The organism is Kribbella sp. NPDC055110 (assembly GCF_053607525.1).
Genome location: NZ_JBSGTS010000047.1, coordinates 1 through 13,680 on the forward strand (window position 1 = coordinate 1; position 13,680 = coordinate 13,680).

Below are 13,680 nucleotides of genomic sequence, written 5' to 3' on the forward strand. Positions count from 1 at the left end.
GCCGCCGGGGCGGGGTTCCGACTTCGGGGCCGGGCACCCGCACCCCCGCGGGAGGTACCCGGCGCCGGCGGCCTCCGCCCCCGGGCTCTGGTACCCACCGCCCCGGGGCCGGACACTCCCCGCCCGCTGCCACTTGGAAGGCCTTCTGCGCGACATAGCTCTTCCAGGCTATCCGTATGAGCCAGGTCACTCCGGCAGGAGGTGGATCAGCTCGCGCGGAGTTCCTCGCCGACGTCGTGCATGTGGCGCAAGCCCATGCGGTACGACTCGATCAGACTCGTTGAAACGTAGGGCATTCCGATCTGTTCGCAGTACTGGCGCACCATCGGCTGGGCGAACCGGAGGTTGGCGCGCGGCATGCTCGGGAAGAGGTGGTGCTCGATCTGGTAGTTCAGCCCGCCCATCATCCAGTCGGTGACCAGACCGCCGTTCACGTTGCGTGAGGTGAGCACCTGCTTCTCCAGGTGGCCCCAGTTGGTGTCGTCGTCGGGCATCTCCATGCCCTTGTGGTTCGGCGCGAACACGCTGCCGAGGTGCAGCCCGAAGATCATGTGGTGGACGACCGCGAAGACGACCGCCTGGCCCGGCGACATGATCAGGAACAGCGCAGTGAAGTACAGCACGAGGTGCGCGGCCATCAGACCGAGCTCGACCTTCTCCGTACGCCGGCGCGCGAGCAGGAAGCGGATGCTCGACACCTTGAGGTTGAAGCCCTCCAGCGTGAGCAGCGGGAAGAAGATCCGCGCCTGGTTGCGGGTCAGCCAGCCTTCGACGCCCTTGCGGCCGGAGGCCTGCTCGAGGGTCCAGACCAGTACGCCCTCGCCGACGTCCGGGTCCTTGTCGGTGTGGTTCGGGTTGGCGTGGTGCCGGTTGTGCTTGTCGTTCCACCAGGCGTAGCTCATGCCGAGCACGAGGTTGCCGTGCAGCATCCCGATCCAGTCGTGCAGCTTGCGCGAGCTGGCGATCTGCTGGTGCCCGGCGTCGTGCCCGAAGAACGCCGCGCGGGTGGTCAGGATCCCCATCGGGAGCGCCAGCAGCAGCGCCCACCACGAGCTGCCGATCACCGCGACGGCCGCCCAGGTCAGGCCGAGCAGAACCACGTTGATACCGATCGCCATCGCGTACGCCGCCGTACGGCGTTCCAGCAGGCCGGCGGCCTTGATTTCCCGTAACAGCGGGGAGAAATCGGAACAGCGGGTAGCAGCAGGTGACGCGACAGGCTGTGCCATCAGGTCCTCGTCTCGGTAGCGGGGGAAGGCCTAGGCGTACAGCCGCGGCCAGCGTAATGCATCAAGCCTCATCGCCCTAACCTCCAAAAGCATGAGAGTTACTACCCAAATACCGGGGGGTGACAGCCCTTCTGCGGGAGGGGAGTTAACTCCACCGCGCCTGAGTACACGCTGAGTCATGATGGAGACATGAGCACCGTCGCCACCACCGAAGCGCCGCCGATGCGCTACCCGAAGCTTGCGCAGCCGTGGATCGCGCTGTTCCTCGCGATCCTGGCCGAGCTGGGGATCGCCCTGTTCGTGCTCAGCGTGGTGTCCGTCCCGCTGATCGCCGTATGGGTCGGGATTCCGTTGCTGCTCGTGGTCGTGCCGGCCGCCCGCTGGTTCGCGAACTGCCACCGCACGCTGCTGGCCGGTTTCCTCGGTGAGCGGATCCCGCGCCCGTACAAGCAGCCTCCGATGCCCGGCATGCTGATGCGCCTGCGGACGATCCTGACCGATCCGCAGACCTGGCGGGACATCATCTGGCTGCTGGTGAACGCGGTCATCGGATTCACGCTGTGCCTGCTGAGCGCCGTACTCTTCCTGGCCACATTGTTCTACCTGGTCTACCCGCTGCTCGTCGGCGTCACGCCGGAGGGCGTGTTCACCGAGCCGTTCGGCGGGCTGTTCACAGTGAACTTCTGGACCAGCTTCCTGCTGATGCCGGTCGCGCTGCTCGCGTTCATGATCTGGCAGGCCGCCGGCGAGCGGCTGCTGAAGGCGAACGCGTACGTCGCTCGCTCGCTGCTCGGCCCGACCGAGAGCGCGAAGCTGGCGATGCGGGTCCGCGAGCTGGCCGAGTCCCGAGCCGAGACCGTCGACACCCAGGCGGCAGAGCTGCGCCGGATCGAGCGCGACCTGCACGACGGCGCCCAGGCCCGGCTGGCCGCGCTCAGCATGAACCTCGGCATGGCCGAGGAGATGGTGGCGCGCGACCCGGCGCAGGCCGCTGCGCTGTTGACGGAAGCCCGCGAGTCCGCGAGTACGGCGCTGTCCGAGCTGCGCGACCTGGTCCGCGGGATCCACCCGCCGGTGCTGGCCGACCGCGGTCTGGACGGTGCGGTCAGGGCGCTGGCGATGTCCTGCCCGTTCAAGGTCGACGTGACGTACGACGTACCGGGCCGCCCGCCCGCGCCGGTCGAGTCCGCGGCGTACTTCGCGGTGGCCGAATGCCTCGCCAACGCGGTCAAGTACTCGGCCGCGACCACCGCCTGGATCCAGATCACCCATGAGGACGAGAAGCTGCACATGATCGTCGGCGACGACGGCATCGGCGGTGCCGTGATCAGGCCCGGTGGCGGTCTGTACGGTATCGAGCGGCGGCTGGCCGCCTTCGACGGTACGTTGACCGTGGTGAGCCCGAGCGCCGGGCCGACCACCGTGATCATGGAGCTGCCTTGCGAGTCCTCATCGCTGAAGACCACGCCCTCCTCCGGGACGGCCTGATCCGCCTGCTGGAGGCGCACGACTTCGAGGTCGTCGAAGCGGTCGACAACGGGCCCCGGCTGGTGCCTGCACTCGTGGAGCACCGGCCCGACGTCGCAGTGGTCGACGTACGGCTGCCGCCCACATTCACCGACGAGGGTCTGAAGGCCGCGATCGAGGCCCGCCGTCAGGTCCCGGGCCTGCCGATCCTGGTGCTCTCGCAGTACGTCGAGCAGCTCTACGCGCGCGAGCTCCTCACCGGCGGCGAGGGCGCGGTCGGGTACCTGCTGAAGGACCGGGTCTCCAACGTGGCCGAGTTCCTCGACTCGGTACGCCGGGTCGCGGCCGGCGGGACCGCGATGGACCCGGACGTGATCGGTCAGCTACTGGCCCGGAACACCCGCGACGAACCGATCAGCCGGCTCACGCCGCGCGAGTCCGAGGTCCTCGGCCTGATGGCCGAAGGCCGCTCGAACGCCGCGATCGCCGCCGCCCTGTTCGTCACCGAGAAGGCCGTCAGCAAACACACCAACAACATCTTCTCGAAGCTCGACCTGCCCCCGTCCGAGGACGACAACCGCCGCGTAATGGCAGTCCTCACCTACCTGTCGTCCCGCTGACGGGCCGCGGCCGAGCCGTCCGCAGTACGCGATAGGCCCCGCTGGCGGTCCAGTTCTCTCCGGGAAGCCGGCGCCGCTGCCGGCTTGCTCGTGTGGGGAGTTCTGCTGGCCACTCCAGGTGGGTAGAACTCCCCGGACCATGCGTCGCACGCGCTCACCGGTGTCGACTAGGGCGCTCGCATCGATCGATCGCCGAAGCAGGGAAACTTCTCGCCACTGGGTGACGATTCATTACCCCACCGCGAGGACCCTGCTACCGGTGCCCTCAGCAACCAATTGACGTCCACGGATTCAGGCTAGGTACGAATCCGGCGGAGGAACTCGCGAGTCCGGGGCTCGCGGGGGGCGTCCAGGACCTCGGCGGGTGGGCCGAGCTCGAGTGGGCGGCCCTGGTGCAGGAAGCAGACCTGGTCGGCGACCTCGCGGGCGAAGGCCATCTCGTGGGTGCAGACGAGCATCGTCATCCCCTCGGACTTCAGCTCGCGGAGCAGGTCGAGGACCTCGCCGACGAGTTCGGGATCGAGCGCCGACGTGACCTCGTCGAGCAGCATCAGCTGCGGCGAGTTCACCATCGCGCGGGCGATCGCGGCGCGCTGTTGCTGACCGCCCGACAGCTCGTCCGGCTTGGCCGCCGCCTTGTCCGCGAGGCCGACCCGCTGCAGCATCTCCAACGCCCGGGTCCGCGCCACGTCCTTCGGCACCCGGTGCACGCGGATCGGCGCCAGCGTGATGTTGTCCAGCACGGTCAGGTGCGGGAACAGGTTGTACGCCTGGAACACGATCCCGATCCCGGACCGCACCTTGTCCGCATCGACCCGCGGATCCGTGATGTCCGCGCCGGCCAGCTCGATCACGCCGTCGTCGACCGTCTCCAGCAGGTTCACGCACCGCAGCAGCGTCGACTTCCCGGATCCCGAGGCACCGATCAGTACGACGCACTCCCCCGCCGCGACGTCCAGATCCATTCCGTCCAGTACGACGTTCTCGCCGTACGCCTTCCGCACCCCGCGGAGACTGAGCAGACTCATACCGGTCCCCCGCCCGCGCCGTACCAGCCCTGCCGTCGCGCGACGTAATCGGTCAACCGCGTCAACGGGATCGTCAGCGCGACGAACAGCAGCCCGGCGACGACGTACGGCGTGAAGTTGAAGTCCTCGGCCGTCTCGAGTTGCGCGGCCCGGATCGCGTCGATGACGCCGAGCACTGCGATCAGCCCGGAGTCCTTCTGCAGACTCACGAAGTCGTTCAGCAGCGGCGGCAGCACCCGCCGTACCGCCTGGGGAAGGACGACGAAGCGCAACGTCTGCCGATAGGTCAGCCCGAGCGACCGCGCCGCCGCCCGCTGCGAGGGATGCACCGACTCGATCCCGGCGCGGAACACCTCGGCGACGTACGACGAGTACGTCAGGACGAGGGCCGCGCCGCCCCAGATCACCGCCTGGTTCGGCAACCCGCGCAACTGCAGTGCCGGTACGCCGAAGCCGAGCAGGAAGATGACCAGCAGCAAGGGCAGACCGCGGAACACGTCGGTGTAGGCGGCCGCGAACACTCGCAGCGGGAAGAAGATCGGCCCCCGCAACGTCCGCATGATCGCCAGCGTCAGCCCGAACGCGACGATCAGCACCGCACAGATCAGCATCACGCGGACGTTCAGCCAGAGGCCGTCGGCAACGACCGGTAACGCCTGCCAGCCGCGGTGGACGTCGAAGAACGTCGCCCGGACCCGCGGCCAGCCCGGCGTGGAACCGATGCCCACGACAACCAGCACGAGCAGGATCACCGAGCTGACCACTGCGATCACCGTCGATCGCCGCGCCTGCCGACGCCGATATGCGATCCGCTCGCGCTGCAACGCCGATGGTTGCCAGGTACTCACGAGAGTTCGGGCGCGCCGGACTCGGTCAGGTACTGCTTCTGCAGGTTCGCCAGGGTGCCGTCGGATTTGAGCGCGTCGACCGCCTGCGTGACACAGCTGGTCAGCTTCGAGTTCTTCTCGAGCACGAACCCGAACTGCTCCGCCTGCCCGCCGGCCGGCAGCTGCCCGACGATCTTGCCGTTGTCGAGCTGCGCCGCGGTCATGTAGAACGCGGTCGGCAGGTCCACGACGATGCCGTCGATCTGCTTGTTCTTGAGCGCCTGCACGGCCAGGTCGTTGGTGTCGAACACGGCCGGCTTCTGCTTGGGCTTCACCTGGTCGCGCAGCGCGGTGTAACTCGTCGTACCGACCTGAGCCCCGAGCTTCGCGTCGGCGAGGTCGGCGACGGACTTGGCGTTCGCGATCTTGCTGCCGGCCGTGGTGATCACTGTCTGCCGTACGTCGTAGTACCCGGAGGAGAAGTCGACGGCCTTGCGGCGCTCCTCGGAGATCGACACCTGGTTGACGTCCAGGTCGAACGCCTTCGGACCGGGCGCGAACGCGGTGTTGAACTGCACCGTCTGCCACTTCACCGAGGCCTGCTCGAATCCGAGCTTCTTCGCCACCGCGTAGGTGACCGCCGACTCGTACCCCTTGCCGTTGCTCGGGTCGTTGCCGCTGAACCACGGTTCGTACGCCGGCTTGTCGGTGCCGACCGTCAGCGTGCCGGCCGTCTTCACCGCCAGCTTGTCCTTCGCACAGGCATCCGCCCCCGACGGCGTCGAGGCCCCGGACGGGCTCTCCTCCGGCGCACACGCCCCCAGCCCCACAGTCGCCAGTACCGCCAGCCCCACCACAACAGCGCGCGTTCTCATGGGCAGAACTCTAAGACCTGCGACGGTACGCCGTGGGGCTTGATCCACTGTGCAGACGGAAGCGGGTCGCGAAATAGAGCGGGTCGGCGTACCCGACCTGCGCGGCGACCGACGCGACCGACCGGCTCGTGAGCTCCAGGAGCCGGGCCGCAGCGTCCAGCCGGCGGCGCTCGACGAACTGTTGCGGGCTGACGCCGAGCTGCTCGCGGAACAGGTGCGCGAAGCGTGACACCGACAGATTCACGGCACGCGCCAGCCGCGGTACGTCGAGGCTCGCGGTCAGGTCCTGATCGATCAGCTCGATCGCGCGCAGCAGGCGGTCGTCGATCTGCACGGCCTTCGGGTTCTGGGTGTCGCACCACAGCAGCGCCGCCTCCAGCGAGTTGGCGCTGAGCTGCTCGGCCTGCGGCAGGACGCTGTGCTGATGCCGTACGGCGTCACGCAGGTGGTCGGCGATGCGCTCGAAGGTCGGTCCGGCGGGATGCAGCTGAACGATGCCGGGAGCAACCTCCGGCCAGTCCAGCAGCGGCAGCCAGTCCGGCTTCGGGTGCAGGTGCGCGTACCGGAAATGCCAGCGGTCGCCGACCGTGGCGTAGTCATGCAGGGTCCGCGGGCGGACCAGTGTGACGCTGCCCGGCGCAGCCGCGACCTGACCGAATCGTCCCTGGCCGTCGAGGGTCTGCACCAGCAGCCAGTCGGTCGTTCCTTGCCGCCGATACGTCGCGTACTCAGGGCCTTCGTCGAACTCACCGGTCACCAGCCGGCGCACCACCGGATGCGGCGACTCAGCAGGATATCGAAGGTTCACAGCTCGATAGGCTATCGCCTTGAAAACCTCCCGGCACAGATCCTGGACTCATGACAGTTGTGGACATCTACCAGCGGGACGGCATCGTCCAGGTGCCCCAGTTGCTCGAACCGGCCGAGGTCGAGCGGATCAGAACAGTCTTCATGGAGCAGGTCGCGGTCGACCACTCGCTCGCGATCGACGACGGCGTACCGGACGACGATCCGCTGGCGAAGTACCCGCGGTTCGTGCACCCGCACCGGGCGGGCGACACCGAGGCCGGGAAGGTCGCGATGGAACTGATGCTCGACGACCGGATCCTCGATGTCGTCCAGGCGCTGATCGGTCCCGCGCTCGGCGCCCAGTCGATGTTCTACTTCAAGCCGCCGGGCGCCCGCGGGCAGGCGCTGCACCAGGACAACACGTTCCTGCGCGCCGACCCGGAGACCTGCCTCGCGGCCTGGATCGCGGTCGACGACGTGGACGCGGACAACGGCGGTCTGGCGGTCGTTCCGGGCTCGCACAAGACCGAATTGGTCTGCCCGGAGCCGGCCGATCTGACTGAGTCCTTCACCAACGCCGAGGTCCCGGTCCCCGACGGCCTCAGCAAGATCCAGACCAAGATGCGGGCCGGCGACGTCCTCTTCTTCCACGGCAGCGTCGTCCACGGCTCCCGCCCGAACTCCACCGACGACCGCTTCCGGCGCTCACTGATCTTCCACTACATCCCCGAGGACAGCGTCGAGATCGCCGCCTTCTACAACCCCCTGGTCCACCCCGACCGCCGCGAAACAGTCCTCCCCGAAGCCCTCGGCGGCGGCCCCTGCGGCGACTACGCCGAAATGGAGCCGTGAACCCGCCGGACCAGCGCACACGCTGCCGTTGGCTGGGGAAGTCTGCGCACCTGGATTGACCAGCAGGTTTCCCCGCTTCGTGGGTCAGTAATCTCGGGTGCGGTCGGGGGCCTTCGGAGGCGCGGGATCCGGTCGACCTACTGCGTTCCCCGCGCTCGGTGCCTGGATGCCGCCGGCCGGCGCGACTCCTGCGCCCGTCACCCGTTGCAGCTCCGCGAGTCGTACGTCGAGTTGCCGGGACGGGTCCGGCCGCGCTTGCGGGGGCAGCGGTGCCGGGCGGTCGACTTGCTTCCGCATTGCCTCGCGGACAAGGTCGTCGACTGCGGGCTCCAGCTCGTCACCACGCTGCCGCAACGCCCGCGCCGTACCCACGAACCGCTGCTGCTCGGCCGGCGTCGGCGGGCGGTTGCGCTCGGCAACGATCGCCTCGCGTGCTCCGGGCTCGCGCTCCAACGAGCCGTCCGGCAGGCGGTGGTTCTCTCCTGGACTGTCGACTTCGCCGCACCGGGCTGCCCACCGATCACCACGGCCAGTGGCTGGATGCCAGGACCGCGGACGGGTCGCCGGGACGGCGTGATCTCGTCGATCCGCCGGGCGGTCAGCTGTTCGGACTCGGCCGGGGTGAGTGTCAGGTCGATCATTCGGCGCGAAGGCGGCTCAGCAGCTCGGGGTAGGTACGCGACACCTCGGCCCGCTCCTCGGCCGACAGCGCCGCGAACCGCCGGAACCGCTCGGTGTGCACCGCACGCTCCGCCTCGAGCTCGCGTCGACGGTCTTCGTCGGTCTCGGAGGCGATCAGCCCGTTGTACGCCGACAGCACCGCCCGGAGGAGGACGCGCGCCCGCTCGTGCTCGACCCGCTCCTCATCTGACAACGGCGCGACGAACCGCCCACTCAGCGCCTCGGTGATGTGCTTCCCGTGCTCGTCCGGCATGGGGCCAGACTAGCGAGACGTTCCGATCAGCTGGAGTAGTCGCGGAAGCCGCGGCCGGTTTTGCGGCCGAGGTAGCCGGCGGTGACGAGGTGCTCCAACAGCGGGGCGGGGGCGAAGCCGGGCTCGCGGAACTCCAGGTACAGGGTGCGCTGGATGGCGAGGGAGACGTCCAGGCCGACCACGTCGAGGAGGGCGAACGGGCCCATCGGGAGGCGGCAGCCGAGCTTCATCGCGGCGTCGATGTCGTCGACGCCGGCGTAGTGCGCCTCGAGCATCCGGACGGCGTCGTTCAGGTAGGGGAACAGCAGCGCGTTCACGATGAAGCCGGCCCGGTCGCCGCAGCGCACCGGATGCTTGCCGGCGGCAACGGCCACGGCGGCGACCGTGTCGGCGACCTCGGTGGACGTGCTCACCGTGCTGACGACCTCGACGAGCTGCATCACCGGCGCCGGGTTGAAGAAGTGCAGCCCGACCACGTCGGCAGGCCGCTTCGTCGCCATCGCGAGATCGATCACAGGAAGCGAAGAGGTCGTGGTCGCCAGGATCGCGCCCGGCTTGCAGATCTCGTCGAACGTCTCGAACAGCGCCTGCTTGACGCTGAGCTCCTCGACCACGGCCTCGATCACGAGATCCACCGACGCCAGGTCGTCGAGCTTCGCCGTACCGGTCACCCGGCGCAGCGCCGCGTCCCGCTCTTCCGCGGACAGCTTGCCGCGCTGGACGCCCTTCTCCAGCGAGCGCTCCAGCACGCCGCGGACCCGGTCGACCTTTTCGGTACCGCGGGCGACGTACAACACGTCGTACCCGGCCTTGGCGAGCACCTCGACGATGCCGACCGCCATCGTGCCGGAGCCGACGACGCCGACCTGCTTGACCGTGCGGACGGCGATCTCGTCACCGTTGCGGTGCGGGGTGTGCTCGTCGTCGACCACGACCGGCGAGTCCGCCGACTCGTAGGTGTAGAAGCCGCGCCCGGTCTTGCGGCCGAGCAGGCCCGCGGTGACCATCTGCTTGAGGATCGGGGCCGGTGCGTGCAGCCGGTTGCGGCCCTGCTTGTACATCGTGTCGAGAATCTCGTACGCCGTGTCGAGGCCGATCAGGTCGAGCAGCGCCAAGGGACCCATCGGGTACCCGCAGCCGAGCCGCATCGCCGCGTCGACGTCCTCACGCGTGGCGTAGCGGGATTCCACCATGGAGACCGCGTGGTTCAGGTACCCGAACAGCAGCGCGTTGGCGATGAAGCCGGCTCGGTCCGCCGCGACCACCGGGACCTTGTCGAGCCGGCGGGCCAGCGCCTGCACGTCGTCGACCACGTCCGGCTCGGTGATGACGGTCTTGATCACCTCGACGAACTCCTGCACCGGCGCCGGGTTGAAGAAGTGCATGCCGACCACGCGCCGCGGGCGCTGGGTGGCGACGGAGATCTCGGTGACCGACAGCGAGGAGGTGTTGGTCGCCAGGATCGCGTCGTCGCGGACGATCTTGTCCAGCGCGGCGAAGATCTCGCGCTTCAGCTCGAGCCGCTCGACGACGGCCTCGATCACCAGATCGCAGTCCGCGAGTGCCTCCAGCGAGGTGGCGAACGTGACCCGGTCGAACAGCGCCTGCTGGTCCTCGACGGACAGCTTGCCGCGCTTCACGGCCCGGTCCGTCGAGTGCTGGATGTGCCCGCGGCCGCGCTCGACGGCATCTTCGTCACGCTCGACGCCGACGACCGTCAGGCCGTTCCGCGCGAACACCTCGGCGATCCCGGCGCCCATCGTGCCGAGACCCACCACACCCACCGTCGTCAATTCCCGAGCCATGCTGTGCACTATGCCAGTCCAGGTCCAAATCCTGCACAGCTCCGCCCATGAGATCCGTCACCGGCGAGGTCAACCTCACACGGTCTCGTCGATGATTACCGGGGTCTCTTTCCAGCCGTCGAGCAGCCACCACGGGTCCGGCGCGCCCTGGAGTGCGGTGGCGATCGGGCGCGGCCGGAGGTCGCAGTCGGCGAGGTCGGTCACGGGCAGCCACACGGCGCGGTAGCTCCCCCGCTCCGAATCGGCCGGGCTGTCCAGCTCTGGACCGTCCCCGGTGCCGAAGTCGCCGCCGATCACATCGGCGACGAAGTAGTGCTGCGTGCTGTCGCCGAAATGCACGACCGCGACCGCAGCCCGGATCTTCACCAGCAGACCGAGCTCCTCATGGACCTCCCGGCGCGCGGCCTCCGCCGGGCTCTCGCCGTCCTCGACCTGACCGCCGGGCAGCACGTGATAGGTCCGCCCGTCGCGCACCCGCTCGATCGCGGCGAGACCGTGTTCACCGAGCAGTACGACGCCCGCGCGGATCACGAGCGCGTCGCCAGGATCTGAAACCAGGTGCCGATCTTCGAGTCGCCACGCTCCAGCCGCGCGACCGTCCATCCGGTCGCGGTCAGCAGCTCACGCAGCGGTTCCTCCTGCCAGAGAACGAAATGCCGCGGCAGGTCCAGGTGCCGGTTCGACCACTCCTCGCCCTTGCCCTCCCGGGTCGCGAACGCGAGGATCGGCGCGACCCGGGCCGCCTTCCGCAGTACGTCGGCCAGTTGCGCACGATCGAAGTGCAGGAACACCGCGCTCGCGTACACCGCGTCGTACGGGCCGCCGAAGTCATCCGTGAGCGCGTTCAACGGGTCAGCGGCGTACCCGTCGGATCGCATCATGTCGACGAACGCCTGGGTCGCGTCGGTACGGCGTACGACGTACCCGCGGCTCTCGAGCTCGATCGCGTCCTTGCCGGTGCCGCTGCCGAGTTCGAGGATCCGAGCGCCCGGGGCGAGGCGTTCGGCGAGCAGGTCGATCAGCAGGCGGTTCGGGTCCTTGGGGATCGAGTCGCGGAACTTGCCGGCGGCCTGTTCGTACGTCGCGAGCGTGACCTCGTTGTCCGAGGCGATCCGCGTCCAGCCGTCGCCCGTGTGCTCGACGACGGCGGGGAGTTTGAGGCCGAGGTCGAGCCCGAGGACTACAACGGTCTCGCCGCGATGCAGGTCCGCGATCGACCGCAGCTCGGCGTCCGGCTGCTGAGTCAGCTCGGGTACGACGGTGAGCCGCACCGCGAGCGCCTCCGCCAACCGAGCCCCCGCAGCCGCCTCGAACGACCCGGCGTACACCTGCACGATCCGCTCACCGACCACCGCGTCCTGGACGTCACCAGGCAGCAGCAAGATCCGGGCGGGACACATGAGATTCATTGAGCGACGTACTCCAGGGCCTCGGCGGCATAGTCCGGCCAGATGGCCGACTGCTCGAGCGGGACCTTTACCCACTCCTTCATCGGCCGACCCATCCCCGGATCGAACTGCTCGACGCCGGGGATCGCCAGCGCCTTCTCCCGCGGCTCCGGCGGCAGCTTGAAGGTCATCGCGTCGCCGTACATACCGGCGAGCACCTTCTTACCGATCTTCAGGCACGGCATCCCGAACATGCTGCCCCGAACCACTCCGGCGCCTTCGAGCCCGGCCGCGACAGCGTCGTACGCCGCAACCGCCGCGTCACTCACCTTCGGCATCATGCAGTCAGCTTGCCACCATCACCGGTCGGCCCACAGGGCTTCGCAGACCCCGGTCGCGAGGGCCACCGCTTGTTCGCGGCCGGGACAGGTGTGCGGACCGGCCCCGAACGGCAGGCCGGCCAGGTCGACGCGGACGGTCTCACCCGCGGCGTCCTGCCGCGTCGTCGACCGGACCGGCGGATCCGTCCGGAGAACCGACTCGACGAGTACACCGGCGTCATCGCCGATGGCAGGCATTGCTCTGCCGATCAGGGCCGCGGTCGCCTCGCACGCTTGGACCAACAGGCTGATCCGCGCCGCGGTGGGCTCGTCGGCGACTCCGCCGAAGGACTCGACCAGCGTCGCGACGGCGGCGTCGGCCTCCGGGCCGGCCACGCCGGAGAGATAGCCGGAGGCGACCGTGCGCACCGCGGACACGTCGACCCCAGGCAGGCCTAGCGCCTCAGCCAGCGCGCGCACCGGCGCCTCTCGCGCGACGTCGTCAGTCCCAAGCGTTTGGGTGAGTTCCTGTGCACGCTGCCGCAGCCACTCAGGATCCAGGCCCGCCAGCGCCGCCGTCACAAGTTCGCGACGGCGCTCATGCACTGCCCCGGCCGAGAACCGCGGAACGCTGCTCCGCAACCAGCCCAAGCTTCCCGGCGGACCCGTCGTGGCGGGTGGCGGTATGTACGCCGGATCGTGCAGGACGTCGTACGCCGTACGCCCGGTGACAAGGTGATCGGTCATAACGGCAACCGTAGGCTCGCAATCGTTCGGCCCTCGCCGAAGCGATGCACCGCCGATCCGTCCCGGCCCACGCCCGGTAGGGTGCCTTCTCGTGCGCTTGGTGATTGCTACGTGTTCTGTTGACTATTCGGGGCGGCTGACGGCTCATTTGCCGATGGCGCCTCGGTTGCTGATGGTGAAGGCGGACGGGTCCGTGCTGATCCACGCCGACGGCGGGTCGTACAAACCGCTGAACTGGATGTCGCCGCCGTGCAAGCTGACGGAGGACGAGGGGGTCTGGAGCGTCACCAACAAGGCCGGTGAGGAGCTGCGGATCACCATCGAGGAGGTGCACAACGACACGGCGTACGAGCTCGGGACCGACCCCGGCCTGATCAAGGACGGCGTCGAGGCGCACCTGCAGGAGCTGCTCGCCGAGCACGTCCAGACGTTCGGTGACGGCTGGACGCTGGTACGCCGGGAGTACCCGACCGCGATCGGCCCGGTCGACCTGCTGCTCCGCGACGCCGACGGCAAGCACGTCGCGGTCGAGATCAAGCGCCGCGGCGAGATCGACGGCGTCGAGCAGCTGACCCGGTACGTCGAACTCCTCAACCGCGACCCGCTGCTCGCCCCGGTCCGCGGGATCTTCGCCGCCCAGCTGATCAAGCCGCAGGCACAGTTCCTCGCCACCGACCGCGGCCTCGACTGCCTGACGGTCGACTACGACGCCCTCCGCGGCATGGAGTCCGACGTACTCCGCCTCTTTTAGATCCTGACAAAGCAGTGAATTTGCCCGATTTCGGGCAGATGCTTTGCG

16 protein-coding genes are annotated in these 13,680 nt (G+C 68.8%); 4 read left to right on the top strand and 12 right to left on the bottom strand.

Features of this window, described 5'->3' with window-relative positions; genetic code table 11:
• Positions 1–206: 206 nt before the first annotated feature.
• A complete protein-coding gene (locus ACWF0M_RS36835) occupies positions 207–1,229 on the bottom strand; it encodes a fatty acid desaturase family protein (RefSeq protein ID WP_452240400.1) in 1,023 nt (340 codons plus the stop codon).
• 189 nt (positions 1,230–1,418) lie between these two features.
• On the opposite strand from ACWF0M_RS36835, the gene ACWF0M_RS36840 reads away from it, so the two are divergent.
• A complete protein-coding gene (locus ACWF0M_RS36840) occupies positions 1,419–2,717 on the top strand; it encodes a sensor histidine kinase (protein ID WP_452240401.1) in 1,299 nt (432 codons plus the stop codon).
• On the top strand, positions 2,669–3,316 hold the full coding sequence (locus ACWF0M_RS36845; protein ID WP_452240402.1) for a response regulator: 648 nt from the start codon (positions 2,669–2,671) through the stop codon (positions 3,314–3,316). The genes ACWF0M_RS36840 and ACWF0M_RS36845 overlap by 49 nt, the downstream gene beginning before the upstream one ends.
• Before the next feature lie 296 nt (positions 3,317–3,612).
• On the opposite strand, the gene ACWF0M_RS36850 is transcribed toward ACWF0M_RS36845, so the two are convergent.
• Genes ACWF0M_RS36850 through ACWF0M_RS36865 form a run of 4 tightly spaced genes read right to left on the bottom strand, consistent with a single transcriptional unit; the run spans position 3,613 to position 6,854 of the window.
• Positions 3,613–4,344, bottom strand: coding sequence for an amino acid ABC transporter ATP-binding protein (locus tag ACWF0M_RS36850; protein WP_452240403.1), 732 nt, complete (start codon positions 4,342–4,344; stop codon positions 3,613–3,615).
• The gene (locus ACWF0M_RS36855; protein ID WP_452240404.1) at positions 4,341–5,192 is read right to left on the bottom strand and encodes an amino acid ABC transporter permease; all 852 of its coding nucleotides are present in this window, start codon (positions 5,190–5,192) and stop codon (positions 4,341–4,343) included. Before ACWF0M_RS36855 ends, ACWF0M_RS36850 begins: the two co-directional genes overlap by 4 nt.
• Positions 5,189–6,046 (bottom strand): ABC transporter substrate-binding protein, encoded by an 858-nt coding sequence (locus ACWF0M_RS36860; protein WP_452240405.1) that lies wholly within the window; start codon positions 6,044–6,046, stop codon positions 5,189–5,191. The genes ACWF0M_RS36855 and ACWF0M_RS36860 overlap by 4 nt, the downstream gene beginning before the upstream one ends.
• 10 nt (positions 6,047–6,056) lie before the next feature.
• Entirely contained in the window at positions 6,057–6,854 is a 798-nt protein-coding gene (locus ACWF0M_RS36865; protein WP_452240406.1) for a helix-turn-helix domain-containing protein, read from the bottom strand.
• A gap of 50 nt (positions 6,855–6,904) precedes the next feature.
• On the opposite strand from ACWF0M_RS36865, the gene ACWF0M_RS36870 reads away from it, so the two are divergent.
• Positions 6,905–7,687, top strand: a complete 783-nt coding sequence (locus tag ACWF0M_RS36870) for a phytanoyl-CoA dioxygenase family protein (protein WP_452240407.1) — start codon at positions 6,905–6,907, stop codon at positions 7,685–7,687.
• A gap of 84 nt (positions 7,688–7,771) precedes the next feature.
• Here the strand turns inward: ACWF0M_RS36870 and ACWF0M_RS36875 are convergent, their stop codons facing one another.
• The 7 genes from ACWF0M_RS36875 to ACWF0M_RS36905 all read right to left on the bottom strand — a co-directional run bounded on the left by ACWF0M_RS36875 (position 7,772) and on the right by ACWF0M_RS36905 (position 12,881).
• Positions 7,772–8,140, bottom strand: a complete 369-nt coding sequence (locus tag ACWF0M_RS36875) for a hypothetical protein (protein WP_452240408.1) — start codon at positions 8,138–8,140, stop codon at positions 7,772–7,774.
• Between the two features lie 184 nt (positions 8,141–8,324).
• A complete protein-coding gene (locus tag ACWF0M_RS36880; RefSeq protein WP_452240409.1) occupies positions 8,325–8,621 on the bottom strand; it encodes a hypothetical protein in 297 nt (98 codons plus the stop codon).
• 26 nt (positions 8,622–8,647) lie between these two features.
• Positions 8,648–10,426 carry a 3-hydroxyacyl-CoA dehydrogenase family protein gene (locus tag ACWF0M_RS36885; protein WP_452240410.1) on the bottom strand — a complete coding sequence of 593 codons (1,779 nt, stop codon included), beginning with the start codon at positions 10,424–10,426 and terminating at the stop codon, positions 8,648–8,650.
• Between the two features lie 75 nt (positions 10,427–10,501).
• Positions 10,502–10,957: an NUDIX hydrolase gene (locus tag ACWF0M_RS36890; protein WP_452240411.1), complete on the bottom strand. Its 456-nt coding sequence runs from the start codon at positions 10,955–10,957 to the stop codon at positions 10,502–10,504.
• On the bottom strand, positions 10,954–11,835 hold the full coding sequence (locus ACWF0M_RS36895; RefSeq protein WP_452240412.1) for a class I SAM-dependent methyltransferase: 882 nt from the start codon (positions 11,833–11,835) through the stop codon (positions 10,954–10,956). Before ACWF0M_RS36895 ends, ACWF0M_RS36890 begins: the two co-directional genes overlap by 4 nt.
• Positions 11,832–12,155, bottom strand: a complete 324-nt coding sequence (locus tag ACWF0M_RS36900) for a hypothetical protein (RefSeq protein ID WP_452240413.1) — start codon at positions 12,153–12,155, stop codon at positions 11,832–11,834. Before ACWF0M_RS36900 ends, ACWF0M_RS36895 begins: the two co-directional genes overlap by 4 nt.
• Positions 12,156–12,173: 18 nt before the next feature.
• Positions 12,174–12,881, bottom strand: coding sequence for a hypothetical protein (locus ACWF0M_RS36905; RefSeq protein WP_452240414.1), 708 nt, complete (start codon positions 12,879–12,881; stop codon positions 12,174–12,176).
• A gap of 91 nt (positions 12,882–12,972) precedes the next feature.
• Between ACWF0M_RS36905 and nucS the strand changes: the two genes are divergently transcribed.
• On the top strand, positions 12,973–13,632 hold the full coding sequence (gene nucS, locus ACWF0M_RS36910) for an endonuclease NucS (protein WP_452240415.1): 660 nt from the start codon (positions 12,973–12,975) through the stop codon (positions 13,630–13,632).
• Positions 13,633–13,680 lie beyond the last annotated feature (48 nt).

Excerpts from the sequence above, each read along its gene's own strand:
- ACWF0M_RS36870 (WP_452240407.1), top strand. The coding sequence starts at position 6,905 with ATGACAGTTGTGGACATCTACCAGCGGGACGGCATCGTCCAGGTGCCC.
- ACWF0M_RS36840 (WP_452240401.1), top strand. The coding sequence starts at position 1,419 with ATGAGCACCGTCGCCACCACCGAAGCGCCGCCGATGCGCTACCCGAAG.
- ACWF0M_RS36900 (WP_452240413.1), bottom strand. The coding sequence starts at position 12,155 with ATGATGCCGAAGGTGAGTGACGCGGCGGTTGCGGCGTACGACGCTGTC.
- ACWF0M_RS36835 (WP_452240400.1), bottom strand. The coding sequence starts at position 1,229 with ATGGCACAGCCTGTCGCGTCACCTGCTGCTACCCGCTGTTCCGATTTC.
- ACWF0M_RS36905 (WP_452240414.1), bottom strand. The coding sequence starts at position 12,881 with ATGACCGATCACCTTGTCACCGGGCGTACGGCGTACGACGTCCTGCAC.
- ACWF0M_RS36860 (WP_452240405.1), bottom strand. The coding sequence starts at position 6,046 with ATGAGAACGCGCGCTGTTGTGGTGGGGCTGGCGGTACTGGCGACTGTG.
- ACWF0M_RS36850 (WP_452240403.1), bottom strand. The coding sequence starts at position 4,344 with ATGAGTCTGCTCAGTCTCCGCGGGGTGCGGAAGGCGTACGGCGAGAAC.
- ACWF0M_RS36895 (WP_452240412.1), bottom strand. The coding sequence starts at position 11,835 with ATGAATCTCATGTGTCCCGCCCGGATCTTGCTGCTGCCTGGTGACGTC.
- ACWF0M_RS36885 (WP_452240410.1), bottom strand. The coding sequence starts at position 10,426 with ATGGCTCGGGAATTGACGACGGTGGGTGTGGTGGGTCTCGGCACGATG.
- ACWF0M_RS36880 (WP_452240409.1), bottom strand. The coding sequence starts at position 8,621 with ATGCCGGACGAGCACGGGAAGCACATCACCGAGGCGCTGAGTGGGCGG.